Below are 24,807 nucleotides of genomic sequence, written 5' to 3' on the forward strand. Positions count from 1 at the left end.
CTACTATGATAATATTCAGATATTCCTGTACCACAGGGTAATCTCTTGTGTGATATTGGAGACGCCAGCACGATAAGCTGCAACGATGGACGTCACCGTCGCATCAGTGGCTCTTGTTCGCGATTCGAAGGACCGCACTGCCACATCACGTGCTGCCCCGCTTGTGACCTCTGCGCGCACGACAATAGTGATCAATGGGGGAGCCTTCAGTCCCTGATCAAAGGTGGCCGTGAACTGCGAAATTTCCGCCGACATGATGTCCGCCGGTTTTTGGAAGTCGCTTCGCGCAACTCGCGTTCGGGAAGACTGCTCCAGCTGGTCAATCAGAGCTAGACGGAACATCTCCGGGACGGGTTGGGACCAACGTGCTTTTGCGAGAGCAGCAACCCGCGAGTTGGCATTGGTTTCAATGCTGTCAGGCCGCAGATTATTCGGAAATGAAAGCTGGCGGACAGCAACAACCCGTGCATCGGCATCAGGCTGCCTTTGCGGGGGCTCACTGCGAAAGGAATATAGGTCCGCAGGCTTACCTCCGCCCAGAAGCCCACCAACACAGCCCGACAGCGAGACTAAGAGGAGCGCTGAAGAGATTTTTAGCAAACTTTTCACTTTGGCAGCTCCACTTCTCGCGCTTTCCCTCTTCCGAGAACAGAACGCGGATCTTGCTGTATTTGTCGGGTAAGTCGATCGAGTGACTCGGCAGCCTTTTCAAGCCCACGTAGAGCCCCCGCCACACGATTACCTTCTGGCCCCTCAAGACCTTCTGCACTCGCGTTCAACTTAGCTATAAAAGCCCGTGCATCGTTCGTCGCGCTCTTCGCATTCGCGGCCGCTTCTCGGATGTCTGCAAAGGCTTGCGTACCATCGCCCTGAATAGCGGTTCTCGCAGCCGCCGCAGCCTGCTCGATGTCACCCGACGCTGAATCAAGGCGACGGATTGCATTTTGAGCATCCGCAAACATTGCCTTTCGACTGTTAAGTTCTGCCGTCACTGATCTGATGTCAGCGAGCATGCCATCGACCTTTGCGATATTTCGGTCAGAAAGCACCCGATTGACCCGATCGAATGATTCAGAAACCTTAGCGAGGGTCTGCCCTCCCGCTTCCAGCACCGAATCCAACGACCCGGGCTTCGCCCTTATTATCGGGGGCTGCTCACGCGAAGCATCGCGAAGCAGTGGCCTTGTAGGCGAACCAGGAGTTAACTGGATAATGCTGACCCCTGTCACACCTTGGGACTCTTTTGAGGCAAATGTATCTACCCTTATGGGTGTACTCTCTTCGACCTTCACATCGATAATCACACGGCGAGAATTCGATGGATCTACACGAAGCTTCGTGATCTCCCCGACCTTGATGCCGTTAAAGTCAACTTCGCTACCTTCGGTTAGGCCGCGCACAGGTCCGTCAAAAACAACTCGATAATGGTCGAAGCCTTTACCAAATTGGTCGTTACCTAGCCAGAGAATGAAGCCGATCGCTGCCACCAGCAGACCAACTGTCAGACTACCCACCAGAGCGTAATTGGCATGCCTCTCCATTTAGTCGCCACCTGAGTTGAATCGCCGTGCTCTTCGGCTTTGAAAATAAGAGCGTGTCCATTCGTCTTCAGAATCACGCAGTTTCTCGACTGCGTCAGACGCGACGATCCTTTTGTCCGCCAGAACCGCTACTCGATCAGAAATTTGAAACAGGCTGTCCAGGTCGTGGGTGACCATGACGACAGTCAATTCCAAGGCATCACGCAGCGATACGATCAAGTCGTCAAACTCTGCAGCCGCGAGGGGATCGAGGCCTGCCGTTGGCTCATCTAAAAAAAGAAGCTTGGGATCGAGCGCTAGTGCACGTGCAACGCCAGCACGTTTTCTCATGCCGCCGGAAAGTTCTGCCGAGCGCTTATAAGCTGCATCATTAGCAAGCCCAACCAGAGAGATCTTCATCTGGGCCAATCGGCTTAGAAACTTGCCTCGAATTTCGGTATGTTCAAGAAACGGCGCTTCGACATTCTCTTGAAGCGTCAGGGACGAAAATAGCGCACCGTTTTGAAACATGACGCCCATGTTCGATGCGAGCCATTGCCGATCAGGACTATTAAAGATGTCCTGACCGTCTACTATTACCGATCCAGAAACTGGTCTCTGTAATCCCAACATCGTATTGAGCAACACGGATTTTCCGCCGCCCGAAGCGCCAACTATTCCAAGAATCTCCCCGCGATAGACGTCGAGGTCTAAATCTTCATGGATTACCGTTTTACCGAACGCTGTTTTAAGGTCGCGTACTTCGATCACCCTTTCCCGCTCGGCCATCACAGGTCCAATTTCATGAAAACGAGGGCGAAAGCTGCATCGAGGAGGATGATGGCGAACAATGCCTGAACGACTGCGGTCGTGACGTTTCTACCCAACACCTCGACGTCGCCACGGACGGCCATTCCCTGGCGGCAGCCAGTCAGTGCAATGATGATGGCCATTACAGGTGTCTTGATCAGACCAAGCCAGAAATGCTGAAGGTCCACCGTCTGCCGAAGACGCTCTACGAAAAACACTGGTGAAATATCTAAAGAAGCCCAGCTCACAAGCAGGCCACCAAGAATGCCGGCAATCATCGCTGCGACTGATAAAAGCGGGAGAGTAATGATCATCGCCAGCACGCGTGGGGTTACAAGCGCCTCCGTGAGATCGACACCCATGACCACCATTGCATCTGTTTCTTGGTTCATTCGCATAGCTCCGATTTGGGCAGCGAATGTAGACGTCGATCTGCCAGCCAGAAGAATTGCTGGTATTAGCACCCCAAACTCGCGCAACACCGATACCCCAACGAGCTGAACGGTGAAAACCGATGCCCCCAAGTTCCGCAGCAGGTTCGTGCCGACCAAAGCCACCACTGCCCCGATGAAGAATGTCATCGTCATGATGATTGGGAGCGCCTCGAGACTTCCCTGCTGCATCACGCTTACTAGCGCTCGCACGCGTAACCTGCGAGGGTTGATAACCGCTCTTCCAACGCCCACCTCAGAGCGGCCCAGGAACAGGATGTTACCATATAGTTCGCTTAGTCCTGCAACCACTTTGCGGCCTAAGCGTGTGAAAAAACCGTAAGACTTTTTGGGTTTTTCGGTCGCATGTTCCTGGATTGCGGGGGCAACGATGTCTAGGACACGCCGAAGCCGATCTGGTACATCGTTTCCTAGATCGCTGGCACCAAGCGCCTGAATAAGCGCGAACGCGCCTGCACTGTCGACCCGCCCTAATTGGCTCCAGTCGATCTGCTCGTCTGAAGCCAGCAAATGGCCATCGGTCGTTGCTCCCGCCGATTGGACCGTTGAGGCCAACCAATCGCCCGAAATTTTCGTTACGTTGTTTTCGGAATGAATGACGGGTTCAGAGAACGGCAAAATCACACCCAAAACCGTTTATGGTACGATACGGTATACTTAACGTGAGGGGATGTGCAATAGGGCAGGCTTACCGTGCTGTTCGCACACCGAGAATCGGCGTCCTTCAGGCACTGGCTGATGTGCGGGGACGGTACGGCCTAAAACTTACCTGCCGCCTTAATGGGATATCATCTCGATGGAGACACGGTCGAACAGCTTTCTGGTTCTCGCGGTGACGGGCTTGCTGCTGGGCACCTTGGTCTTTACGCTGTGGCTGTTGGAGCCTCGCAACGGGAACCGCAGGCCCTATATGATCCGCTTCTCGGGAAGCGTCGCCGGCATTGAAAAGGGATCACCGGTGACATTTTCGGGCGTGCCGGCTGGGCATGTTACATCTGTCGGATTCGACAGCCAAGACCCGTCCGTGGTTCTGGTAGCTGTCAATTTGGAACCAGAAATCCCTATCGTTACCGGCGTCAAGGCTACGATTGTCCGATCAGCATTAGGCGGAACGGCGAACATCAGTCTCGATGGCGCAACACATGATGCGCTCCCGATCGTTGCCGCAAAAGACGGGGAGTTCCCGATCATTCCTGCCAAGGAGGACGGGCTTCTTGGTGGTGGGGGAGACCCGATAGCACTTGTGGAGAAGGTAAGCCGCACCGTGGACTCCGTTTCACGCAACCTTGGTGCCGCTCAGCAGCAGCGCGCGAACGAGCGTCTTGCGGTGCTCGCGCACAACTCCGCGGGGTGGGTAGACAAGGTTGGAACGGCGTCGGAGGGACTCATCGGTGCGCGAGGGCGTATGGTTGCCTTGGGAGAGGGTTTGCAACGGTCAGGCAATCGCGCCGAAAGTCTGAGGGTCACCTTGAAAGATCGCGGTCCATCCGCTCTTGCTAAGGCGAACCGCAAATTAGGGATCGCTCGTGACTCAGCTGAAGGATTCGCTGCCCGCGCCGAGGCTCTGAGGCCCGAGATCGAGCGGGCGACCGCCCTGCAGGACCGCCTGGTCGAGACAATAGGTTCAGTAAGGAGCAAGGTAAGCGCCGTCAGGGAGACGGCCGTTCGTATCGATCAGGAGGGGCTGGGTCTAGGCTCTCCGTCCCTCCCCACATACAAGCCTGACGCAGAGCCTGGGAAATAATCTGCTTGCAACGTTTTCAAGCCGTCGGCGGAGTCCGAGCCGCGGCCACGGAGCCTACGGTCCTTGCGGCATTGCTCGTCAAAGTGCTCGGATCGCGCTATTCTCGGTCCAGGAGAAAGAGATTGAGCGATGATGAGAAGAAAAAGGCGCGGCGCCCCCGAAAGATGGGCAGACCGACCACCGAGGACGCGCTCCGCCTGACCTCGCACATCCTCAAGAGCGCTCGCCAACTGTTCTTCGAACACGGGTTCGATGGCGCCAGTGCCGACATGATCGCGGACCAAGCGCGCATCTCCAAACGAACACTGTACGCGCGCTTCGGTAGCAAGGCGCGCGTGTTCGAGGCGGTGATCCTCGACGAGATCGATACGCAGCTGCGCGCGCTCGAACCCTCCGGCAGCGACGAACCCGACATTGGAGCGCGCCTTCACGTGATTGCCGATCGCCTGCTCGAGTGGCTCCTGACGCCCCGGATCGCCTCCATGGAACGCGTCGTCATTGCGCAAGCGGTGCGTTTCCCCGCGCTCGCGGCGAACATCCACGACTTCGGTTACCAGCGGGCCGTCCAGTGGGTGGCATCGATCCTCGCCCACGCCAATGCCAAGGGAGAGCTTTCGCTGGCCGACCCCGTGTTCGCTGCCGAGCAGTTCGTCACACTCGTCGTGGTTGCCCCCATGCGCCGTGCAGCGCTGGGGTTGTCTCCGCCAGCTTATGACGAGGCGGCGCGCGATCGTATCTCGCGCGGTATCGACCTGTTCCTTGATGGCTGCCGCCCGCGAGACGGGGATGGTTGCAGCAAGTGATGCCCGCCACGGACGACGAGCCTCAGATCGGTGAGCGTGCGCGCCTCGCAGAGCTTATCCAGATCATGGGGCGCCACGGCCTGAACGGGCTCGCCTCTCGCCTGGGCCTGCTGCCCGGTCGTTCCGAGCAGCCGGTGGACGTCGGTACGCCCGAGCGGGTCGTCGCGCTGCTGCGGGACCTTGGACCCGTTGCGGTCAAGCTGGGGCAGGTGCTGGCGACCCGTGAAGACCTGCTCGGGCCGGAATGGGTGCGCGCGCTGTCGACGCTGCAGGACCGGGTGACCCCGTTGCCGTTCGAGGCGCTGGAGCCGACGATCCTGGCTGCGCTTGGCTCCCCGATCGCGGACGTGTTCGCGAGCTTCGACCGCGAGCCGATCGCCGCGGCCTCGATCGCGCAGGTTCATGCAGCCACCCTGAGCGACGGAACCGAGGTCGTGGTAAAGGTACGCCGACCGGGGATCGCGGAACGTGTCGATGCCGACCTGAGGCTGCTCCGCCGCATTGCGCGGCTCGCCGCGAGACACTCACCGGAGATCCGCCGCCTCAGGCCCGACGAGCTGCTCCGGTTCTTCGCGGAGAGCCTGTCGCAGGAAATGGACCTCAGTGCCGAAGCGGCAGCCTGCGAGAGCATCGGCGCGTTCCTGCAGCCGCTCGGCGTTCGCACGCCCGCCTTCTACTGGGATCAGGTCGGCCGCCGGATCAATGTGCAGCAGCGGCTCGACGGCATGCCCGTCCGCGCTATCCTTGATGGAGCGGGAGACTGCGGTGCGGATATCGCCGGCAGATATGCAGATGCAGTCCTGCGGATGATAATCTTCAACGGCCGGTTCCATGCGGACCCCCATCCCGGCAATGTCTTTGTCCTCGCCGATGCGTCGCTGGCGTTCATCGACTTCGGGGCGGTCGGCGTGCTCAGCCCCGCCCGACGAAACGAGGTTGTTACGCTCGTCCTTGCGATCGCCGGTGAGGACACGCGATCGGTGACGGACGTGCTGCTGCAATGGTCGGGCGAAACAGACGTCGATCGCCAGGCGCTGACCCGCGAACTCGACGCGCTGATCGGCCAGTTTCGCGGGGCGGTACTCCAGCAGATCGAGCTCGCCGACGTCTTCGGTCGCGTCTTCGCGCTGCTGCGCACCTACCGCCTGGCGCTACCACCCGATCTGGCCCTGCTGCTGCGAACCCTGCTGATCGCCGAAGGGTTCGTACGACGGCTCGATCCCGGCTTCGACATCGCGGCGCGCGCCGCACCGATCGCGCGCGAACTGCTGCGGGAGCGGATCGGCCCGGCCGGCCTCAAGCGGGGCGGACGCCGGCTGGCGACGAGCCTGGGCCGTCTCGCCGCCGCCTCGCCCGAGCTGGTGGCTTTCGCCGAGCGGGTAGCGCGGTCGGGCGCGCTGCCGATCGAATTACAGGGAGGCGCGGTTTCCCCAAATCCGACGTCGCCCTGGCGCGCCGATCCCAACATCCTGTCAGCCGGGCTGCTCGTCGCCGGCGCGATCCTTCAGCGCGACCATGATGTTGTCGGCGCAATGATGATGGCATCTGCGGTGCTGCCAGCAGCCTGGGCTTGGTTCGCAAGCAGGCAGAGGCGCTGAGGGAGTGGAACAATCCAGGACAGGTGGCGTTTTTCCGAAAAGTAAACCGGTCGGTATATATATTGCCGCCTAATTTCATCGAACAGGGGCCTATCTTTCTTGTCCGAACTATTGGAAAACCGATCGCATGTATCGACTGAGGAGTGGCCGGAATTTGGCGCCGCATTGAGCGACCTGATGCCTAGGCTGGCGAGCTATGCGCGATCGCTGGTCAGGAATTCCGATACTGCACAGGACCTTGTTCAGGAAGCCGTGCTGAAGGCCTGGCGCCACCGCGCGTCGTTTGAGCCCGGTACGAATTTGAAGGCTTGGACTGTCAATCGGCGTGCAAACGGGACCCCCTTTCGAGTATGGCACGACGGTCGAGGAATGCTCCTTGCACTGCGAGCGGCGTAGGGAGGGCGGAGCCCGACCGGAGGCGCGCGCAGCGCAAGGCATCTTAATCCCGGCGTGCCGCAGGGATCAGTTTCGGTTCTTGAAGCGCCAGCTGTCATTGCCGGTCTCGATGATGTCGCAATGATGGGTGACACGATCGAGAAGAGCGGTGGTCATCTTGGGATCGCCGAACACGGTTGGCCATTCCCCGAACGCCAGATTGGTCGTGATGATGACGCTGGTCTGCTCGTAAAGTTTGCTGACCAGATGGAACAGCAACTGCCCGCCTGAGCGGGCGAACGGCAGATAGCCAAGCTCGTCTAGGACGACGAGATCGAGCCGGGCGAGCTGGGCGGCAAGCGCGCCGCTCTTGCCGATCCGGGCTTCTTCTTCGAGGCGGGTCACCAGATCCACGGTGTTGAAGTAACGCCCCCGCGCCCCGGCGCGGACCACATTGGCGGTGATGGCGATGGCCAGATGGGTCTTGCCGGTGCCTGTGCCGCCGACCAGGACGACATTGCGCTGTGCAGGCAGGAACGCGCCGCTGTGTAGCGAACGGACCAGCGCCTCGTTGATCGGCGTCACTTCGAAGTGGAAGGCATCGAGGTCTTTCACCACCGGCAGCTTGGCGGCTGTCATTCGGTATCGGATCGAGGCTGCGCGGCGGTGGGTTGCCTCCGCGCGCAGCAGATCGGTCAGTATCTCCATCGTCGTGCGCTGCCGCTGAAGGCCGGTGGTAACGGCCTCATCGAACGCGCCAGCCATCCCCTTGAGTCCAAGCCCGCGCATCGCGTCGATCATGTCATGCCGCTGCATGGAAGTTCCTCAGTTGGTCGTAACGGGGTTCCCGTACCACTTTTGCCAAAAGTAGCGGTAAGAATAGTTGTGATAAATCAGCATGTTGCCGACACGCCGCATTGCCGCTCCGCGTAATATCAATGGGTTGTGTGGCATTCAGGTTTTCAAAGACTCTCCGCAAGAATTCCCATAGCCTTGTCTGTCGGCAAAGGAGAGCTGCCGATGGAAAGCTGGCGAGAGCAATATCTGGGCGTTGACGCGTTGCCCACTTCACTGACCCATGCGGAGATCGAGTACTTTTTCCAGCCGGCCGAGCATATGCTCCCATATGTCTCTTCGCGTCGGCGGCCTTTGACCCGCTTAGGGCGCTCCTGCACATCGGATTCCTGCGTATGACCGGCCGTCCGTTAGCCGGGTTCGAAAGAATTCCGCCCGGAATCCTCGAGTTCGTTGCCAATCATGCCGGCATTCCAGCGCCACAGATCGCAACGTTGCGTGCAATCTATCGACGCCGGAGACGCTGTTCGCGCATCAACGGCTGGCTGCCGAAGCGATCGGCTGGCGGTCTGCGGAAGACGGTGTGCTGCGAATGCTGACGGCCTTCTTGCGATGCCAAGCCGAGACACAGATCTCGAGGCCCGATTTGATACGTCAAGCGCGTCGGTGGTTGTACGATCGTTCGTATGTCTTGCCAGGGGAACGGTTGCTTGAGCGACTTGCCGCCGCGGCGCAGGATCATGTATTGGAAGGTCTGAGATCGGAGATCGAAGCTGCAGTTGGGGCCGAACTGACAGGCAGTTTGAACCGCACCGAGATTGCCGGAGGCCTTAACTCCTGAGAGTGAGGGTCTACGATGAGCAAGACGACGAACAAGTTCGCCCCTGAGGTTCGGCAGCGAGCGATCCGGATGGTGCTGGATCACGAGGGCGATTATCCCTCACGCTGGGCTGCGATCACATCGGTTGCCGAGAAGATCGGGTGTTCCGGTCACACGCTGCTGGAATGGGTGAAGAAAGCGGAGGTGGACAGCGGCAAGCGCGGAGGCGTGCCGACGGAGACCGCCGAGAAACTCAAAGCATTGGAGCGTGAAGTCCGCGAACTGCGGCAGGCCAACGAGATACTGCGCAAGGCGTCGGCATATTTTGCCCAGGCGGAGCTCGACCGCCCGTTCAAACGATGATCGCCTTTATCGACGAACATCGCGATGCCTATGGGGTCGAGCCGATCTGCCGGGTTCTGCCGATCGCCCCATCCACCTATCACGAACGCCTTGCCAAGCGGCGAGACCCGGCTTTGCAATCTGCTCGTGTCCGGAGAGATGAGGAGCTGAAGCCCGAAGTTCTGCGGGTCTTTGCCGAGAACTTCGGTGTTTACGGTGCGCGCAAGATATGGCGGCAGATGAAGCGCGAAGGCTTCGATGTCGCGCGCTGCACTGTGCAGCGGTTGATGCGAAATCTTGGTCTGCAAGGGGTGATCCGCGGCAAGCCGGTTCGCACCACGATTGCAGACAAGGCGGCCCCACGCCCGCTCGATCAGGTCAACCGCCAGTTCCATGCTCCGGCGCCGAACATGCTATGGGTTTCCGACTTCACCTATGTCGCGACCTGGGCGGGGTTCGTCTACGTTGCCTTCGTGATCGACGTCTACGCCCGTTACATTGTGGGTTGGCGCGTCAGTAGAACAGCGCATGCCAGCTTCGTGCTGGATGCGTTGGAGCAGGCCATCCACGACCGACAGCCCGTTCATCGCGGCGGCCTGGTCCATCATAGCGACCGCGGATCGCAATACGTGTCCATCAAGTACACCGAACGCCTCGCTGAAGCCGGCATCGAGCCATCCGTCGGCAGCGTCGGCGACAGCTACGACAACGCTTTGGCCGAAACGATCAACGGCCTCTACAAAGCCGAAGTGATCCACCGTCGAGGACCTTGGCGCTCGTTCGAAGCCGTCGAATACGCCACGCTGGAATGGGTCGATTGGTTCAACAACAGGCGCCTGCTGGAGCCGATCGGAAACGTTCCGCCCGTCGAAGCGGAGCAACGCTACTACGCCATGCTGGACGACGTCCCACTGGCTGCCTAATTTAAGAAAACTTGCCTCCGGCAATCTCGGTGCGGTTCAGTTGGTCAAGTCGTCTTTCCGCCGCGAGATCCATCCCCAAAAGCGTATCCTTGCTCGACTGGCTCCGCGCACCTGCCAAAGGCTTCGGGCGGAACGATATCCAAATGATGCAATCCCGTATCACTGAACTTCAATCGCTTGGTGCTGATCGGCTTGCCTTGCCGAACCTGACAGTCGGCCGGATTCGCCTCCACGCTGTCCGTATTGCGCGCCAAAAAGCGGCCACCCTTTCCCGCCTCACCGAGCCCCGGCGCACGGTCGAGATTGGCTGCTGGTTGAGGCTGCAATTACTGGAAGCGACTGACGCCGTTTTGATGCAGACCGGTCGTCGAATTGGGCAGCTGTGGAGTCAGGCGCGGAATACGGTGGAAGAGCGCGCGCTGAACGAGCTGAAACTCTATCGGTCCAGTTTAGGCATCATGATCGGCGCGCTCGACGACCGCCAAATGATCGATGCCGAATTTCGACAGGTCGCGCTGCGCGCGATGCAGCCCTTGCGATCCTTGCCTGCGACAAAAGGCAAGGTTGCCGCCATTCGCGTTCAAATGAGCGAAGCGCCATCGCGACTTCGCGCCCTCATGCAACAGGTCTGCACGTTGCCGATCGATGTCGCGGCTGCTCATCCGCTTCAGCAAGCACTGGAAACCCTCGCTAGTAAATATTCCAAACGCCAAACAGATCTGATGGAGTGGGAATGCGAGCCGTTCCTTCGGTCGCCTTCCGGCGCCGCAATATTGGGCGGTAACCCTGGCCAGAGGTTTGCAGCCTTCGAAGTGGCTACGGCTATGTTGTTGAAACGCGCCCTTCGCAATGGATCTGCCAGCTCACGCCACAGCGTGCATCACCGTAGTATTGCCGATCAGCTCATGCCAGCTATCACCTGGGCGAATTCTCGGGCACAAGCCTTGCGGAACAATGGCTGGCCAACGACGATCGAGGCTTACCTTCGCCGGTTTCAGGAACCGCTTGCATTGCGGATGGAAATGCTCGGCGAAGCCATCGCCGATGGCGAAATCGGCATTGCCAACGATCGGTTCCAGGTTCCGCGGCTGTCGGCTGCGCCAAAGGATCCCGCTGTCGACGAAACTAGGTCTGCGTTGTTCGGTCAGATCGGCGACGTCCAACTTCCCGCGGTGATGGTCTCCGTCGACTGCTCGACGGGATTTTCGAGCGTGCTTTTGGGCCGTGCCCCTACCCGTCCTGCCGAGCTGGAAGTGCTCTACGCTGCATTGCTGGCGCTTGGTACGGAAAAGACCGCCGCCGACATGGCTCGCATGTTGGACGGCGTGAGCGATGATCGCATCGAGATGATGATGCGAACGCTGGAAGAGAACGCACAGTTTCGGGCTGCAAGTGACCGTGTGGCTGCATCGATGCTCGCCAATCCCATCACGCGCCTGTGGGGCTCCGGCATTGCTGGCTCGGCCGACATGATGAGCATGGATGCGACGCGCCATCTCTGGCTGGCCCGGATTGAACCTCGGCGGCGCACTCCGGCAGTTGGCACGTACACGCATGTCGTCGATCAATGGGCAATCATCTACGATCAGCCCGTGCTGCTGAACCTCAGACAGGCGGGCGTCGCGATCGAAGGCGCGCTGAACCAGAAAGTCTGCGAACTGCAAAGGCTCGCCGTCGACACCCATGGGTTCACCCATTTTGCCATGGCCGCCGCCAAGCTCCTTGGTTTTGATCTGGCTCCACGACTGGCCGATCTGGCGACGAGGAAATTGTACCTGCCCGATGGCGTAGCCGTTCCGCAAACCCTCGAACCCATGGTGGTGCGCGTCAAAGTCTCGCGGCTTGCCAAGGAAGGCTGGGACAGCCTGCTCCATGTGATCATGTCGCTGAAGACCGGCCACAGTTCGGCCGCGACAATCATCGATCGGCACGGAAGTGCGGCAAGAGGCACGGCAACCTATGAGGCCGGGACATTGGTCGGGAAGGTCCTGCGTAGCCTTTTCCTGCTCGATTACCTGGTCAAGCCTGACTTTCGACGCGAGGTGCATCGCAATCTGTCTCAGGGAGAATCCGTGCACCAGCTGCAACGGGCAATCCTGGCGGGCAGGATCGAGGCGAAACACGGACGCAAGCACAGCGAGATTGTGGCAGTCTCAGGCGCGCTGACGCTGCTGACAAACATCGTCATGGCTTGGAAAACTGCAGCGATGCAGGAGGTCGTTGATGCGCGACCGGGCCGCTACCCGCCGGAATATCTCGCGCACGTAGCACCTGTCGCGGTCCGCCACAGCAACATGCACGGAAAGCTGCACTTCCCGATCAGGGAGCGTGGGCACCCGCGCAAGGCTGCGACCCCATAACCTGCACAAAATCCCAAGCTACTGAATTAATGAGGAAACTTCACGATGGTAATTTCTAAATCGTTGAATTTATCCCGTTTTCCTACCGCTACTTTTGGCGAAACCCGTACGGGAACCCCCGATACGGCGGTTTCGCCGCCTCTGACACGGCGCTATCAAACCGGAAACGACCCAGAATCGGGTTGGAGGGAATATTGACGGTCCGGCCACAGGCACATTCGATACGCATGTCGATCCGCGACTCAGCCCAATTCTGAAGGGTTGCAAATTGATCGACTGCATCCATTCAGCGCTTCCACCGTTTGGGACCAGCGGCTCAAGCGATACAGTGTTTCGGCAGTTAGAGCGGAACTCAAGTTGAATTAAACACCTGATATTGATGAAGAACGTCGGTTCGAATATAAGCCTCTTGGAGGCTGCTGTGCTTAAGATCGACCTGAACACATATGGAATGACGCAGGATAGCCCTGCTTGTCCAATCGTGCACATGACGCAGGATGAGTTTGATCCGCTTCAGCCCAATCAGATTGGAGACGGAGACGAGACTACCGCCCAACGTATTGGCTACGCCATCGCCTATCTCATCGCATTCTCGTGCGTCGCCTATTTCATCTACATTTGATCCCAATCTATCTCCGTAAGCGGGGATCCTGGAAGAAGCCTATTTCATGATCAGCGTTCACATCTGCCTGAACATCCGCTGATCCCCGTACCGCAGACGCACGCTGGATTTCTGCATTGTCGCGAACATTATCGATCGAATCTTTACCCTGATTGATGATTCGGCCTGCTGCTCCTGCATCGCCGGTATCTGGTCCATTCGGAATCCCCTCCACGGAATGCGGATGATATGTCGCGCGGACGGTGTCGAAATTTCCGATCTCTCGATGAGGAACGTCCACAAGGTTTGGGCTATGTATCAATTCCTGCACATCCTCTCGGATCGCCGATTGCTTTTGCTGCATCCATGAACCGATCAACGCATTCCTCGCATCACGCTGCTGATCGGTCAGCGTGGTCACCCACAATTCTGGAGCACCCATTCCAGGATTGCGGGACTGCTCCATGCGATACCAATCCGCTAATTCTTGCGAAAGATTGGCGCTTAGTTGCATTCCATGGGTTTCGGCATAGCTCGCGTCACGACTAAGCTGCTCCGATAGTTCGTGGAGTTTTCGTGCGGTCTCTTGGTACGATTTGGCGCGCGAAAGTGAATCCTCCGTACTTCTGGATGAACTCGCAGACATTGAAGCCCGATCGAATGTTCCATCACGGTCATAGGTTCCAAGCGTCTCGTTGGCATTTGAACCATTTGCATGCTCGTCACGCATATTGACCGAAGAGGAATTATTTGATTCCGTATTTCGTTGATCGGAGTTGCTGTGACGCATCGTATCAATTTGCTGCCCGGTTTTGCTAACTGTCCCACCAACACCTGGTAATACGCTACCAATACCGCGGCCGCTTTTTCCCTTTGCACCAGCCCCTGCACCACCGATGCCGGCACGTATCTCGCCAGCGACGGCGTCAATTGTTCCAGCCGTCCTATCATGACCTTGCGAAATGCTTTGACTTTGACCAACCGACGACCTCTCCTCTGTTCCTGCACTGGACGACGCCGTGTTACGATCGAACCGTTCGATCGACGTCCCAGATGAGCGTCCGCGGCTGCTGTCCCACCCGGAACTTTGCTCACTCGACGTGCCAAAGGCGCTGCGATTGGTGTGGGTACTGGTGAGGATGTCCGAAGCCGCGGCTTCATAAGCTTTGGCCTGCCGCTCCGCGACGCTCGCCTGCTCCCTGAGTTCGGACACAAAGCCGGTCGATGCGCGGGGTTCGACATCAAGGCGCGAAATCGCCTGATGCATGTCGATCACCTCGCTGCCATTGCCGAACGCCGACATCACGGACCCATTGTCATTGCGGAAGCTATAGGCCGGCCCACCGTCCTGGTACGTCGCCGCAGTGTTCCACTGGTCGCTCTGCCGCATATTGGACGTCTGGTTTGCCCAGCTCACATTGCCATAGGCGTAATTGCCGGTGGTCTGCTCGAGCGCGGCTGCCTCCGCCGCATTCTGCGCCGGCGCCAGCATCGACATGGATTGGCCGGCGATCGACATGGCGCCCCGCGCGAGCCCGGCGGCGAGAAACGGCACGCTCATCAGCATGAACCCGGCGATCGTCGCGGTTTCAGCGTTGACCGCGCCAATGCCGGCATAGGATCCGAGCGTCATGCCACCCTCGGCCACGCCGGTCGCGGCTTCCTCTGCTCGCGTCATGCAGATCATGTGAAGCACCACATAAAGCGGTCCCCAGGCAGCGAGATAGAAAAAGCCCGTCGCATAGCCCTTGAGCGCCGACACCCCGGTTTGCGGCATGAGGAACAGCGGGAAAATCACCGGGAACATGGCGAAGAAGACGACCGTCAGCACGATGTTGAGGATCGGAACCCAGGCCATCGCCTGCTGGGCGATGCTGTTATAGGTGTTGCGCGCCTGCATGTCGGCGCGGGTCTGCGCGAAGCTGTCGATCGCGCCGGCCGCCGCCCCACCCACCATATTGTTACGCGCCTGCATGAAGGCGTTGATCGCCGTATTCTGGCGCATCGCCTGGGCAAAGCCATCGCCGGACCCTGTAAAAGCGCCATTGACGACAGGGATGTCATGTTTGAGCTTGTCGGCGGCCAGCGTGTTGCTGAGCTTGGGATAGGCTTCCTTCCCCCAGATCGGCGCATGCGCATCGATCATCGGTGCCCATTGCGCGTCGAGCATCTGATAGGCCTGGCGGCAGGTCACGATATAAGGCGTGACCGTGGTGCCGCTGCGTTCGAGCCATTCCTGTGAGCGCGATTCCGCCTCGGTGGCGATCGCCGCCCAGAGATCGGTCGCCTTGGCCAAATCGGTCAGCGATTTTTGATAGAGCATGATGTCGCCGAACACGCACTGCTTCATATATTGCTCAAGGTTCGTCGAAAATTCAGCATCGCGGATGATGAAATTGCGGGTCGCGTCAAAGAGCCGCGCGCCGTAGATGAGGCCGTTGGTGGAATAATTGAGCTCGCTTGGCATGACGAACACGGTCTCGGCCGTGCGGGTCAGATAATCGCCGATCTGGGTGGTGAAGCTTGCCAGTACGCCGAGGCCTAACGGCACATTTTCGACGGTGGCAGGGGCAAGGCTGGGATTGATGCGGTCGGTCACCTTGATGCTGACCGTCGGGACCATCAAGCACATATAGATAAGCGTCGCCTGCAGGAACCAGTTGAGCCAGGCCTTGTAGTTCAGGGTGAAGGCGACGACGAACAGCGAGTAGATAAGGCCCATCACCATGGCGACGCGGATCATAGAGCGATAGCCCCCGCCGCCTGACCAGGCCGCGACGGCGTTGAAGGTGTTGACGAGATATTCGCCGCCGCCGACCGTGAAGACCTCCAGCATCGCCCGTCCCTCCCGCCTAGTTGAGGCCCTGGGCGGACAGCCCGCGTGAGAAGCTCAATGCCGCGGCCATGCCTGGCGACATGCTGTTTTGGAGCGTAGATTCCAGTGCCATGGTCCGGTTGATCACCTGCATGGTCACCTGGAGCTTGGTGTTGAGCTTCATCTCGCGCTGGGAGAAGCGCTGCCGGGCTGCGGTGATCTGCTGCTTCCACTGATCGGCGGTCGCCTGGTCGGCCGTCTGATAATGGACCTTCGACTGCTCGACCCGGTCCATCATATTGTCGAGCATGGCGTTCAGAAGGTCGACCGCGACGATCTCCGACAGCGCCTCGGTTTCGCCATAGGTGAGCTGCGTATGCGCATAGGCGTAAACGGTCAGGATCTTGTAGAGCGGGACGGTGGCGAGGTTGAGCAACTGGCGTTCAGCGGCGGTGAGCGCCGTGTTGGAGCGGACCTTCCCATACATGTCATCGATCATCTGCTGGATGCGGGGGCGAAGGGCGCTCGCCCGGGGGATGGTCAACGTCTGCTCACCCACATCATAGCAATCCCCATCATTGCATTTGAGAATCTTGACCGCCGAGCCGCCTTCGGTGCCATCGAGCAGCGCCGTCACCACCGCATCCTCGGCAGGCCCGAACATCACCACCTTGCCGCCGACGCTGGCATCGGTCGAGGGCGTCGTGACGATCGTGCCGACCAACGTCATCACATATTCGGAAAATTCCTGGTCGAACGCCCCGAATTTGGCGGATTTGCTGAGCGCCTCCCAGGTATAATTATGCTTCTCGCCGACCAGCTGGTCCTTCATCGCCGCGTCGGAATTACCCGCGATTGTGCTGTCGCGGCTCCCGCCATTATTGCAGCCCTGGCGCGAGGCGGCCCAATCGGAAAAGACACCCTGGCTGTTGCCGACCGCCTCGCAGATAGTGGCGCGGGTCGTGTCCATCTGCGGCCATATGCCGCCGACCAGCGCCTGCGCGGTCTCGCAGCTGGAGATGTTCATCTGGTTCAACAGTTGCGCCTTTTGGCTGAACTCGTCCATGACCTTGCCGATTTCAGGCGAGACGGAATCGATCGCGAGCTTGAAGGCAAAGCCCAGCGCATTGTTGGCGGTGGCCTTGAGCATCGCCACGATCTCGGACGCGTTGATGAAGGAGAAGGAACCTGAGAAAAGATCGATGCCGCCGCAGCCCGCACGCGCGCTCGGAAGCTGGAGGTTGAAGGGCGAGACGCTTTTCTGCGGAAAGCGCGTCCAGACATTGCCCAGCGAATAATAGCCCGCCGACTGGCCCTGGAAGGCGGTGGGCCCGGTGATGTTGGCAGCGCCCCCCGCATCATTGAAGAAGCTGTTCATCTCGGACGCCACATTGGCGTCGGCAACGCCGATGACGCTCAGATGCACCGCCGTCATCAGGGTGACGGCAGCAGCCCCGCGCTGAAGTAGAGAACGGAGCCTGCTGTCTTTGCTTGGCTGTGCCATCAATAATCACTCCCCACCTTGGTGTTGGTCAGCATGAATATCCGATCCATGATCTCGTCGGCGCTCAGCATCCCGAACCCGACGGGGACCGTCCGCTTGGTCGCGGTGTCGAACAGGACCAGCGCCGGCGTCTCGTTGCCCGGCACACCCATGCGCACGCGCTGGCCCGCATCCACCACATAATCGGGAAAATCGCGGTTCGGCCCGCCGTCCATCGACACCGCCATCACCGCCATGCCATGGCTGTCGGCCACGGATTTGAGGATCGGCCCGAATATCTCGCAGGCGCCGCAGCTTTGCGCGTAGAAATAGAAAAGCCCGTAGCGCTGCCCCAATGTTTCCAGCACTGCGTCTCGATCGGCCTTGCGATTATCGAGCCAGGCGCGCTTGCCGACCGTACTGACCGGCCGCTGAAGCGTGTAATCGAGATCGGGGTTCTGCCAGAGCGCCCGCTGCCAGGTGTCTGAGAAGGTCGAGGCGCGATCGAGTTGCTCCCGCTGGAAACGGACATAGGCGATGACATTCTGCTCTGTCGGTTCGAGGATCGCTCGTGCCTTGAGCTCATCCAGTTCCTTCGTGATCGCCGCCATCCGATCGGCGGCGCTTTGCTGGGGCGTTTGCGCTGGCTTTTCCGGTTCAGCCTTGGGCCTGACGCAATAGAACCACTGGCCGAGGCGGCGTTCCCGGCAATAGAAATCGTCTCCCGCATCGGACTGCTCCACGCCATCGGTCGCCGCACCGGGTTCGTCCGCGTGGACGGGAGCGGAAATTATGGCCGATGCCAGCATCCACGCCACAAGCACGCTTTTCATCGCCATTTTATCGACCCTCCTTGCCTTAAACACGCGACCTCAATGGCCGCCGGGCGCGCTGTCCAGTTCCCCCTTGGTGAGCTGCAGCACCGACATCATCAGCGCGACATCGAGCAGCCGCGTGCCCTGGTCGAGCATGCGGATGATGCCGTTCATGAGCGGTCGGGCCATGTCGCGGCCCTGGATGGTTGCGCGAAACCGGTCGCCGCGCTTGATGAGCCAGCCGCGCCCGGTCATGTGGCCGACGCTATCGGCAAGGGACTCACCCGGAATCCCGCAGTCGAACCATCGCCCTACTCCATCGTGAATCTCCTGCGCGCGCATCGGCGAAGGGCTGCGATAGACGCAGATGAAGATGGCAAGCTCGAAGGCGGTCATGTCCCATCCAAAGGGAGCGCGGGGCGCCATCATCTCATTGGCCATGGAGATCATAATATCCCTGTATCTTCGCTTGAATGTCCGTCATGGTCTGGACTTCATCAGGCAGCTTGGCCGCGTCCATGAACTCGGAATAGACTTCGGTAAAATCCATCACCGAGAGATCGAGGCTCGCAAACTCCTCGATGGTAAAGCCCTTGCACTGCTCCTTCTTGGGCTTGTCCCAGGGCTTGTTCAGCTGGATACGGCCCTGTTCCTGCAGGATGCGCGAGAGCTTGCTCTCAAAACAGCAATAGGCGGTACGCTTGGTCTTGCAGATGCCCAGGATGCTGGACGAGCAATAGGTGCCGACCTTGTGGCAAAAGCCCATCCGGTCCTTGATATCGAGCTTCATCTCGCCCTGCGAGCAGGCGAAGAGCGTCAAGAAAGGCGTCGCCAACGCCGCGATCGCGGCGGGGCCGCCGGCAAGCGCCGCCGCGCCCGCGCCGATGGTCAACAGCCCGGAGGTCTTCCCCGCGCAGCAGTTGATGAGCCCAAATACCGGCTTGTGGCAGCTGTCCCGTTCCCCTGAAAAGACGGTGAAATTATTTTCGTCAAACTCCTTGCCGGCTTGGTCGATCGAGTGGAGCGCCACCAGCGCGTCCTTGAACTCGGTCGAGGCCTCACGGACGATCGGTTCACAGTCGCCGTTGATGCAGTAGACGTCGCCGCCGCAAATATATTGCTTCTCCGCACCCCGTTCGCTCTGCGGCACCGGGCAGCGATAGACATTTTCAAAGACCTTGCAGGCGCCAGGGTCGTAGGCCGGATCCTCCTCGTCATCGATGCATTCCTTGCGCAGGAAGCTGCATTGGGCATTGGCCTCCAGATCAGCGCAGTCATTGCCCTCGCCGATAATGGTGCATTGGTAGCTGTTCGCTTTGGCCCAGCAATCCTGTGTGACGCTCACCCCATCGACCATCCGGGTCCTGGGTTCGCTGTCCGTGCAGACCGACGATGTGAGCGTGCATTGTCCATTGCGGACCGGCGCAACGCAGGAAGCCAGGTCATCCGCCGTTCCGACATGCACCTTGGTCGTGCCGCTCCCTAAGTCCACCACCGGCGCCGGGGTGAAGCAGCCGAAGGCATCGCAATATTTCTTGCCGTTTGTCGACGCTGCGGGCGCCGTGCAGCTATAGGTGCGCACGGTGTTGGATTGATAAAGCGAGCGATCCTTATTGAGGCGGCCCACATAGCGGCGCTCTACGGTGAAGCTCGTGCTTTCGAGGCTACACGTCGGGGCGGTTTCAAAGCCGGTGCAACTGCTGCTGCTCGTGTTGGGATCCCATCGGATCTGCTTATGCCACACCTCATTATACCAGTAGCCGCAGCTGTACCGGTATGCCGTCTTCTCCTCAAACTGCGGAACCTGGGGCACGGTGCAGCTGGGCTGGCTCTGGTCAACGCTGGCGCCGGCATTGCAGGTTGCCTCATAGCTGCTGGACTGCCCGTCGCCCGGCGGCAGCGCGGTGCAACTGCCACTCGTGCCGCCGATCTCCTGGCCCTGCAAATAGCTGCCCGGATCATTCTCAATCGTGGTCGCCCTGCTGGCTGTCGACTTGATCTCGTCATTGTCGAAGGTCGCCCGTGTTCGATCCGCGTCCGTGGTGATCCGGTAGCTCTCGCTCGTGGATTTGAGCGCCGCACTGTCATTTTCGAGTTTCTCAGGGTCATCGAAATAGTCCCCCTGCTGCAGGCTCGACCCAGCATAGCCCGGCACGGCCTCAGCCTGCGATTGCTCGCTGGGCACCAGCGCGCCGTTCGACCGCATGGCGTTGCCGAGACCCTTCCCCTCTTCCCGCGCCTGTTCCTGCGTCATTTGCGCGTATAATGGCGCTGCCGCGGCCGCAGCGCTGATCAGCAGCAGCAGCGCGGCCCTGTATCTCACGGCTTTGCCCGGTCCATATGAGCGAGCGCGATTCCTGCAACCTGTGCGCCTGGCCCATGGCCTTCCGCAAAGCTGCTGAGCGCATAGCGGACCGTCACATTGCCCGTCATCCGGTCATGCGGCGGCACCCGTGTCTGGCAATCAAAGCCCGCACAGACGTCAAAATCGGAGGAGACCGCGACATAGGTCGGGACCGCCGCCACATCGAAGGCGCGGAAGAGACGTGGATCGATGCCGATATTCGCCATATCCTGTTCGTCCACGATTTTCCCAAGCTGGCCGGCGAAGACCTTCATGCTGTTGCCGGGAAAACCGCGAAATACGACGATGCCGCCGGCCGCCGCTGTATCCCGCACCATCTGCTTTAAAGACGCTGGCGGCATGGAGAGGCTGGCAAAGGCGATGAACTGCGGTGCCTCGCCGGGCTTGGCGGTGAGATTCTGCGCCGCCCCCTCGACGATCGCGTCAAAGTCGATGGGGCCGGCAGGTCCGGTCGGGAGATCACTCGCGGCGACCCGCTTCATATTTTCCGTGCCGTACTCATGCACGCTGAGCGCCTCTTCCCGGAATGCGTCGCCCCGATCCTTGACCTCATCGACAAAGGCATTCGCTTCCGCCTGCATGTCCGCCGCGCGCTTCTTGACCGCCTGGACGTCGATCCCCTCGACAGTCTGGGCGAGCAGTGCCGAGAGGCCGGCGGTGGCGAAAAGGGCGGCAAGCCCGATCCTGGCGAGATGCATGGCGTCCCTCCCCTAAAACACGCAGCAGTTGCGCTTGCGCCAGACCAGATAGCCCATATCCTCGCCGACGGCGGGGAAGGCCCGGCCCGCGTCGGGCGGAAAGGTCGAGGCGCCGATCGCCGAACATGCGAAACGTCCCGAGACCGTCGGGATTGGGTTCACCATCTGGAAGCGATATTGCTGCTTGCGCATGATCGGCATCAGATATTTCTTGCACAGGCCCTTGGACCCCATCGTCCCCCAGGCCAGCGCCTGGCGGTGCATCTTGTAGGCGAAGCGCGACAGGGCGAGCCGGGAGGATTGCACATGGCCGATCGATGAGGGAATATTTCCGTTCATGGGATACATGGACCCCTGGCAGCCCGCACACCAGAAGAGCGGATCGAGCGGCACGCCGACGGTGCCCGCGATGCAGTCCGCGGCGCAAGCGGCCTGCGCGACGGGGTTGGCAAAGACGATCGCTTCGGGGTTGATGAGGCCCGAGAGCGCATCATCCTGCCAGAGCGGGTCGACCTCAGTCATATAGGCGATGTCGAAGCTCGCCTGCTCGAAGCAGACGAAGTCGGTCAATACCTCCATCCAATAGAGCAGCGGATAGACATACCAGTGGACATGCCATTTGGCGGTGCTTTGCGAGCGCCCCCCGACCATCGAGGGCCCGGTCATATAGCCCTGGCCGATATCGAAGCCGGGCGCGACGCGGATGCCGCCGAGATTGGGGAAGCACCAGGGCTTCATGGTGACATCGGCGAGGCGTGCCGGTTCCCAGAAGCCGACCGAAATGCCGATGCGCGGGAGCGGGTCGGCGCAGGCGCAGATGGGCGAGGCGGGATTGCCGGTATCGGGCCGGTTGCCCGGCCAGATCTTCGTGCCGCCGACCGAAAGAGGAAACAGGCAGGACCAGCAGACATCCGTGATGGGATTGGCGAATTTGCCGTGACAGGTCGGCCCCGCTGCCTCGGCGCGCTGCGGGGTGAGAGCGAACGCCGCCAGCAGGCCGAGGATCATCAGCAAGGCGCGAAGGCTGCGCATCATTCGCCCTCCCCGGCTTGGGTGAGCCACTCCGTGTCCGCCCGATTCTTGACGCGGAGATAGATGAGGCTGTGGGTGGCGGTGAGGAGCATGAGCCCGGCGATGAGGAGCGAGGCCCTGCTGCCGAGGAGTTGCTTCAATGGGTCGAGCAGCAGGATGGTGGTGGCGAGGGCGAGGTAAAGACCCTGCCAGACATGCCGCATCGCCCGCAGGAACCGGGTTTCGGGCGCCGCCATCGGCGTGCGCAGGAGATCGAGCCAGAGCGGCATCATCCGGCCCTCTTCGCGTCGAGCAGCAGCTCTTCGATCTGCATGACCCGGCCCGCAGGCCGCACCACGGCGGGCGTGTGCTGGATGCCGAACCTGGCGGTAAGCCGCCCCTCCTGATCGAAATAGAAACGGCGTTTGCGGTTGGTCATCTCATCGATCGGTGAGCCGCTGACCAGGATGATCTTCGCCTTGGCGTCGCTGTACCGGGTCGTCGCCCAGGTCATCTGGGCCGCGTCGTCGCCATTGACGAACACCAGCGCCTGGGTGAGCCGCACAAAATCGAGCGGATTGATCTTCTGCCCCGCCGCCGCAATAAGTGTCCCCTTCTGGTCCCTGATATCCTGCTCGAGCGTGACCGTCGGATCGAACTGCCAGCTGCGCGCCGCCTGCGCAGGCGTGATTCCGGCCACGGGATCGGGCCGGCGGACCTTGGCTTCCACCCTCTTGGCAAAAGCCGCGTTCATCCGCGCCAGTTCGCCGCTCGCCTCGGCGCGTTTCAGCCGCGCTTCGATAGTGGCCAGGAGATCGGGTTCGATGACCGGGAAGGTTTGGCCGACCGCGCCATAGTCCCGCGCTTCCGAACGCATTGGGCCGATGATCAGCAGGGCACCCGCCAGCGCAGCGCCGGCGATGGGGACGGTGAGCAGCACCCTCACAGCACGGGCACCCCTGCCCCGAAGATTTGCCGCGCGCAGACAAGACCAATCTCGCCATAGCGGCTGTCGAACCCGTCCTTGTGCGGCGTGCCGACATAATAGCAGCTATTCGGGATCACGCCGGTCGGTCCCGGCGTTAGCCGCTCGCCGAGGCGCGTACGCGCCTTCCTATGCGCGACCGGCCGACCGTTGATGCGAACGTCGGTGCCGTCATGGCTGATGACATCGCCCGGCATGCCGTAGACAATCTTGCCGAATAGCGGCGTTGGGTTCCCGAAGTGCCGTCGCACCAGCGCATTGGCGGGCGGATCGAAGAAGATATAGTCACCGCGCGCCGGAACCTTGGTGCGGTGGATCAGGAACGCCCAGTTGGGCAGCGAGTCGGTGAGGTTGATCAGCACCGCATGGCGCTCGCGCCAACCGTGAAGGGCCTGCCAGGCGCCATAGCCGATGACGGCGATGCCGAGCAGCGCCCAGAGCCGCTTGCGCGGACGCCAGCCCGATACGCGCGGGCTATCACTGACCACCAGCGCCATCGTGCCCTCCAAAGCTTGAGACCGAAGCGCCCATCCCGCCGGGATACTCACCTGCCAGAGGCACGGGCGCGAATGGTGACGAGGCTCCGGCGGGCGACGGCATGGCGGGCATCGGCGACGGAGCAGACGCCTGCGATTGTGGAGTTGGCATTGGCCCTTCAAGACCACCGGTCTCGCGCTGAAGGCTCAGCAATTGCTGGGCGCTCGCTTGCTTTGGCATGGCGATGCCCGAGGCATAGACGGCCTTTTTGATGCTCTCGGTGATGTCCGGCACATTTTTGGACAGGACCGCCTCGCCCACCATGACGATCTCGCCCTGGCGCGAGCGTCGTTGCAACTCCTGGTCGAGCGTGCCCATGAAACGGCGCATTTCGGCCTCGACCTGGGCGGGCGAGGATGCCGAATGCGCCTGCGCCTGGACATATTCGCCGACAATGGTCGAGAGGCGCGCCGACACGATCCGCTCGGCCGGTGGCGCGAGCAAGGTCTTGGTGACCCACATGCCCCAGACCAGGGCCGCGGCCAACGCCGCGCCACCCAGAAGCTGGCCGCGGGTGAAGCCTGCAAACAGGCTGGTACGGCGTGGACGGAGGACGGGGTCCGGCGCGGGCAGATCGAGTTCCTGCTGCTCAGCCATGGCGGGCGCTCCTCTGCGGCGCGGGCAGGATATGATGGCGGCGCAGGATCATGAGGAGAAGGGCCGCGCCGCAATAGATGGCGACGGCCAAGTGCCGGAAAGCGGCAAGCCGCGCAGGATCGGCCGCCAAATAGCGCGTGGTGAAATTATGGAGCTGGATCACCATGCCATCGATTGAAAAGCCGCCGATCGCGAAGAAGAACAGGGCAAGGAGACCCCAGCTCAGGAGCAGGGTCGTGGCCAAAAAGCCCGCCAGTTTCAGCGTCAGCGCTGCCAGGCCCGCCCAAAACTGGCGCGACCGCCGCCGCTCCGCTCTCCGCACGATCTCCTCACTAGCACTGATTGTCAGTTCTCGCAT

Annotated in this window: 25 protein-coding genes and 1 other annotated feature; of the genes, 8 read left to right on the forward strand and 17 right to left on the reverse strand. The window is 60.5% G+C overall.

All coding sequences use genetic code 11. The features are described from left to right. Positions 1–15: 15 nt before the first annotated feature. Genes A0J57_RS25460 through A0J57_RS19400 form a run of 4 tightly spaced genes read right to left on the reverse strand, consistent with a single transcriptional unit; the run spans position 16 to position 3,406 of the window. Positions 16–609 carry an ABC-type transport auxiliary lipoprotein family protein gene (locus A0J57_RS25460; protein WP_076605791.1) on the reverse strand — a complete coding sequence of 198 codons (594 nt, stop codon included), beginning with the start codon at positions 607–609 and terminating at the stop codon, positions 16–18. Further along, the gene (locus tag A0J57_RS25465; protein WP_046766224.1) at positions 606–1,541 is read right to left on the reverse strand and encodes an MlaD family protein; all 936 of its coding nucleotides are present in this window, start codon (positions 1,539–1,541) and stop codon (positions 606–608) included. Before A0J57_RS25465 ends, A0J57_RS25460 begins: the two co-directional genes overlap by 4 nt. Continuing rightward, the gene (locus A0J57_RS19395) at positions 1,542–2,309 is read right to left on the reverse strand and encodes an ABC transporter ATP-binding protein (RefSeq protein WP_046766225.1); all 768 of its coding nucleotides are present in this window, start codon (positions 2,307–2,309) and stop codon (positions 1,542–1,544) included. Further along, the gene (locus tag A0J57_RS19400; protein WP_046766268.1) at positions 2,309–3,406 is read right to left on the reverse strand and encodes an ABC transporter permease; all 1,098 of its coding nucleotides are present in this window, start codon (positions 3,404–3,406) and stop codon (positions 2,309–2,311) included. The genes A0J57_RS19395 and A0J57_RS19400 overlap by 1 nt, the downstream gene beginning before the upstream one ends. A 172-nt stretch (positions 3,407–3,578) precedes the next feature. On the opposite strand from A0J57_RS19400, the gene A0J57_RS19405 reads away from it, so the two are divergent. The 4 genes from A0J57_RS19405 (at position 3,579) to A0J57_RS26995 (ending at position 7,323) form a co-directional block, all read left to right on the forward strand. Further along, complete coding sequence (locus A0J57_RS19405; RefSeq protein ID WP_046766226.1) at positions 3,579–4,526, forward strand: MlaD family protein; 948 nt, start codon at positions 3,579–3,581, stop codon at positions 4,524–4,526. Positions 4,527–4,648: 122 nt separating this feature from the next. Next, positions 4,649–5,329 carry a TetR/AcrR family transcriptional regulator gene (locus A0J57_RS19410; protein ID WP_226869715.1) on the forward strand — a complete coding sequence of 227 codons (681 nt, stop codon included), beginning with the start codon at positions 4,649–4,651 and terminating at the stop codon, positions 5,327–5,329. Further along, positions 5,329–6,927 (forward strand): AarF/ABC1/UbiB kinase family protein, encoded by a 1,599-nt coding sequence (locus tag A0J57_RS19415; RefSeq protein ID WP_046766227.1) that lies wholly within the window; start codon positions 5,329–5,331, stop codon positions 6,925–6,927. The genes A0J57_RS19410 and A0J57_RS19415 overlap by 1 nt, the downstream gene beginning before the upstream one ends. Positions 6,928–7,104: 177 nt before the next feature. Continuing rightward, complete coding sequence (locus tag A0J57_RS26995; RefSeq protein ID WP_226869720.1) at positions 7,105–7,323, forward strand: sigma factor; 219 nt, start codon at positions 7,105–7,107, stop codon at positions 7,321–7,323. A 66-nt stretch (positions 7,324–7,389) separates the two neighbouring features. Here the strand turns inward: A0J57_RS26995 and istB are convergent, their stop codons facing one another. Next, the gene (gene istB / locus A0J57_RS19420) at positions 7,390–8,118 is read right to left on the reverse strand and encodes an IS21-like element helper ATPase IstB (RefSeq protein WP_046766228.1); all 729 of its coding nucleotides are present in this window, start codon (positions 8,116–8,118) and stop codon (positions 7,390–7,392) included. Between the two features lie 364 nt (positions 8,119–8,482). On the opposite strand from istB, the gene A0J57_RS27370 reads away from it, so the two are divergent. From A0J57_RS27370 to A0J57_RS19445, 4 genes are all read left to right on the forward strand, one after another. Next, a complete protein-coding gene (locus A0J57_RS27370; RefSeq protein ID WP_082718745.1) occupies positions 8,483–8,938 on the forward strand; it encodes a DUF4158 domain-containing protein in 456 nt (151 codons plus the stop codon). Between the two features lie 15 nt (positions 8,939–8,953). After that, positions 8,954–10,182 (forward strand): IS3 family transposase gene (locus A0J57_RS19435; protein WP_099187114.1). Its coding sequence is split into 2 segments (ribosomal slippage): positions 8,954–9,242 and positions 9,242–10,182, totalling 1,230 coding nucleotides; the frame shifts between segments, so codons are not numbered across the junction. Continuing rightward, positions 9,235–9,351 (forward strand) — a sequence feature (AL1L pseudoknot). Its footprint overlaps the gene before it by 117 nt. An 89-nt stretch (positions 10,183–10,271) precedes the next feature. Further along, a complete protein-coding gene (locus tag A0J57_RS19440; protein WP_062017345.1) occupies positions 10,272–12,542 on the forward strand; it encodes a Tn3 family transposase in 2,271 nt (756 codons plus the stop codon). 421 nt (positions 12,543–12,963) lie between these two features. Continuing rightward, the gene (locus tag A0J57_RS19445) at positions 12,964–13,164 is read left to right on the forward strand and encodes a hypothetical protein (RefSeq protein ID WP_139111429.1); all 201 of its coding nucleotides are present in this window, start codon (positions 12,964–12,966) and stop codon (positions 13,162–13,164) included. 7 nt (positions 13,165–13,171) lie between these two features. Here the strand turns inward: A0J57_RS19445 and A0J57_RS19450 are convergent, their stop codons facing one another. The 12 genes from A0J57_RS19450 to A0J57_RS19505 all read right to left on the reverse strand — a co-directional run bounded on the left by A0J57_RS19450 (position 13,172) and on the right by A0J57_RS19505 (position 24,807). Then, positions 13,172–15,979 (reverse strand): conjugal transfer protein TraG N-terminal domain-containing protein, encoded by a 2,808-nt coding sequence (locus A0J57_RS19450; protein WP_046766235.1) that lies wholly within the window; start codon positions 15,977–15,979, stop codon positions 13,172–13,174. A gap of 16 nt (positions 15,980–15,995) precedes the next feature. After that, positions 15,996–17,396, reverse strand: coding sequence for a conjugal transfer protein TraH (locus tag A0J57_RS19455; RefSeq protein ID WP_046766270.1), 1,401 nt, complete (start codon positions 17,394–17,396; stop codon positions 15,996–15,998). Between the two features lie 65 nt (positions 17,397–17,461). Further along, a complete protein-coding gene (locus tag A0J57_RS19460) occupies positions 17,462–18,280 on the reverse strand; it encodes a conjugal transfer protein TraF (protein ID WP_046766236.1) in 819 nt (272 codons plus the stop codon). 33 nt (positions 18,281–18,313) lie between these two features. After that, positions 18,314–18,697, reverse strand: a complete 384-nt coding sequence (locus A0J57_RS19465; protein ID WP_226869716.1) for a hypothetical protein — start codon at positions 18,695–18,697, stop codon at positions 18,314–18,316. After that, a complete protein-coding gene (locus A0J57_RS19470) occupies positions 18,687–20,579 on the reverse strand; it encodes a conjugal transfer protein TraN (RefSeq protein WP_046766237.1) in 1,893 nt (630 codons plus the stop codon). The genes A0J57_RS19465 and A0J57_RS19470 overlap by 11 nt, the downstream gene beginning before the upstream one ends. Beyond that, positions 20,576–21,319 carry a type-F conjugative transfer system pilin assembly protein TrbC gene (trbC, locus tag A0J57_RS19475; RefSeq protein WP_046766238.1) on the reverse strand — a complete coding sequence of 248 codons (744 nt, stop codon included), beginning with the start codon at positions 21,317–21,319 and terminating at the stop codon, positions 20,576–20,578. Before trbC ends, A0J57_RS19470 begins: the two co-directional genes overlap by 4 nt. A gap of 12 nt (positions 21,320–21,331) precedes the next feature. After that, entirely contained in the window at positions 21,332–22,354 is a 1,023-nt protein-coding gene (gene traU / locus A0J57_RS19480) for a conjugal transfer pilus assembly protein TraU (protein WP_046766239.1), read from the reverse strand. Beyond that, complete coding sequence (locus A0J57_RS19485) at positions 22,351–22,623, reverse strand: hypothetical protein (protein WP_319024297.1); 273 nt, start codon at positions 22,621–22,623, stop codon at positions 22,351–22,353. The genes traU and A0J57_RS19485 overlap by 4 nt, the downstream gene beginning before the upstream one ends. Then, positions 22,620–23,276, reverse strand: a complete 657-nt coding sequence (gene traW, locus A0J57_RS19490) for a type-F conjugative transfer system protein TraW (protein WP_046766240.1) — start codon at positions 23,274–23,276, stop codon at positions 22,620–22,622. Before traW ends, A0J57_RS19485 begins: the two co-directional genes overlap by 4 nt. Beyond that, positions 23,273–23,812 carry a S26 family signal peptidase gene (locus A0J57_RS19495; RefSeq protein WP_046766241.1) on the reverse strand — a complete coding sequence of 180 codons (540 nt, stop codon included), beginning with the start codon at positions 23,810–23,812 and terminating at the stop codon, positions 23,273–23,275. Before A0J57_RS19495 ends, traW begins: the two co-directional genes overlap by 4 nt. Next, positions 23,793–24,449: a type-F conjugative transfer system protein TrbI gene (locus tag A0J57_RS19500; protein ID WP_046766242.1), complete on the reverse strand. Its 657-nt coding sequence runs from the start codon at positions 24,447–24,449 to the stop codon at positions 23,793–23,795. The genes A0J57_RS19495 and A0J57_RS19500 overlap by 20 nt, the downstream gene beginning before the upstream one ends. Then, positions 24,442–24,807 (reverse strand): hypothetical protein, encoded by a 366-nt coding sequence (locus A0J57_RS19505; RefSeq protein ID WP_046766243.1) that lies wholly within the window; start codon positions 24,805–24,807, stop codon positions 24,442–24,444. The genes A0J57_RS19500 and A0J57_RS19505 overlap by 8 nt, the downstream gene beginning before the upstream one ends.

Origin of the sequence: Sphingobium sp. 22B, assembly GCF_001580035.1 — a bacterium.
GTDB lineage: Bacteria > Pseudomonadota > Alphaproteobacteria > Sphingomonadales > Sphingomonadaceae > Sphingobium > Sphingobium fuliginis.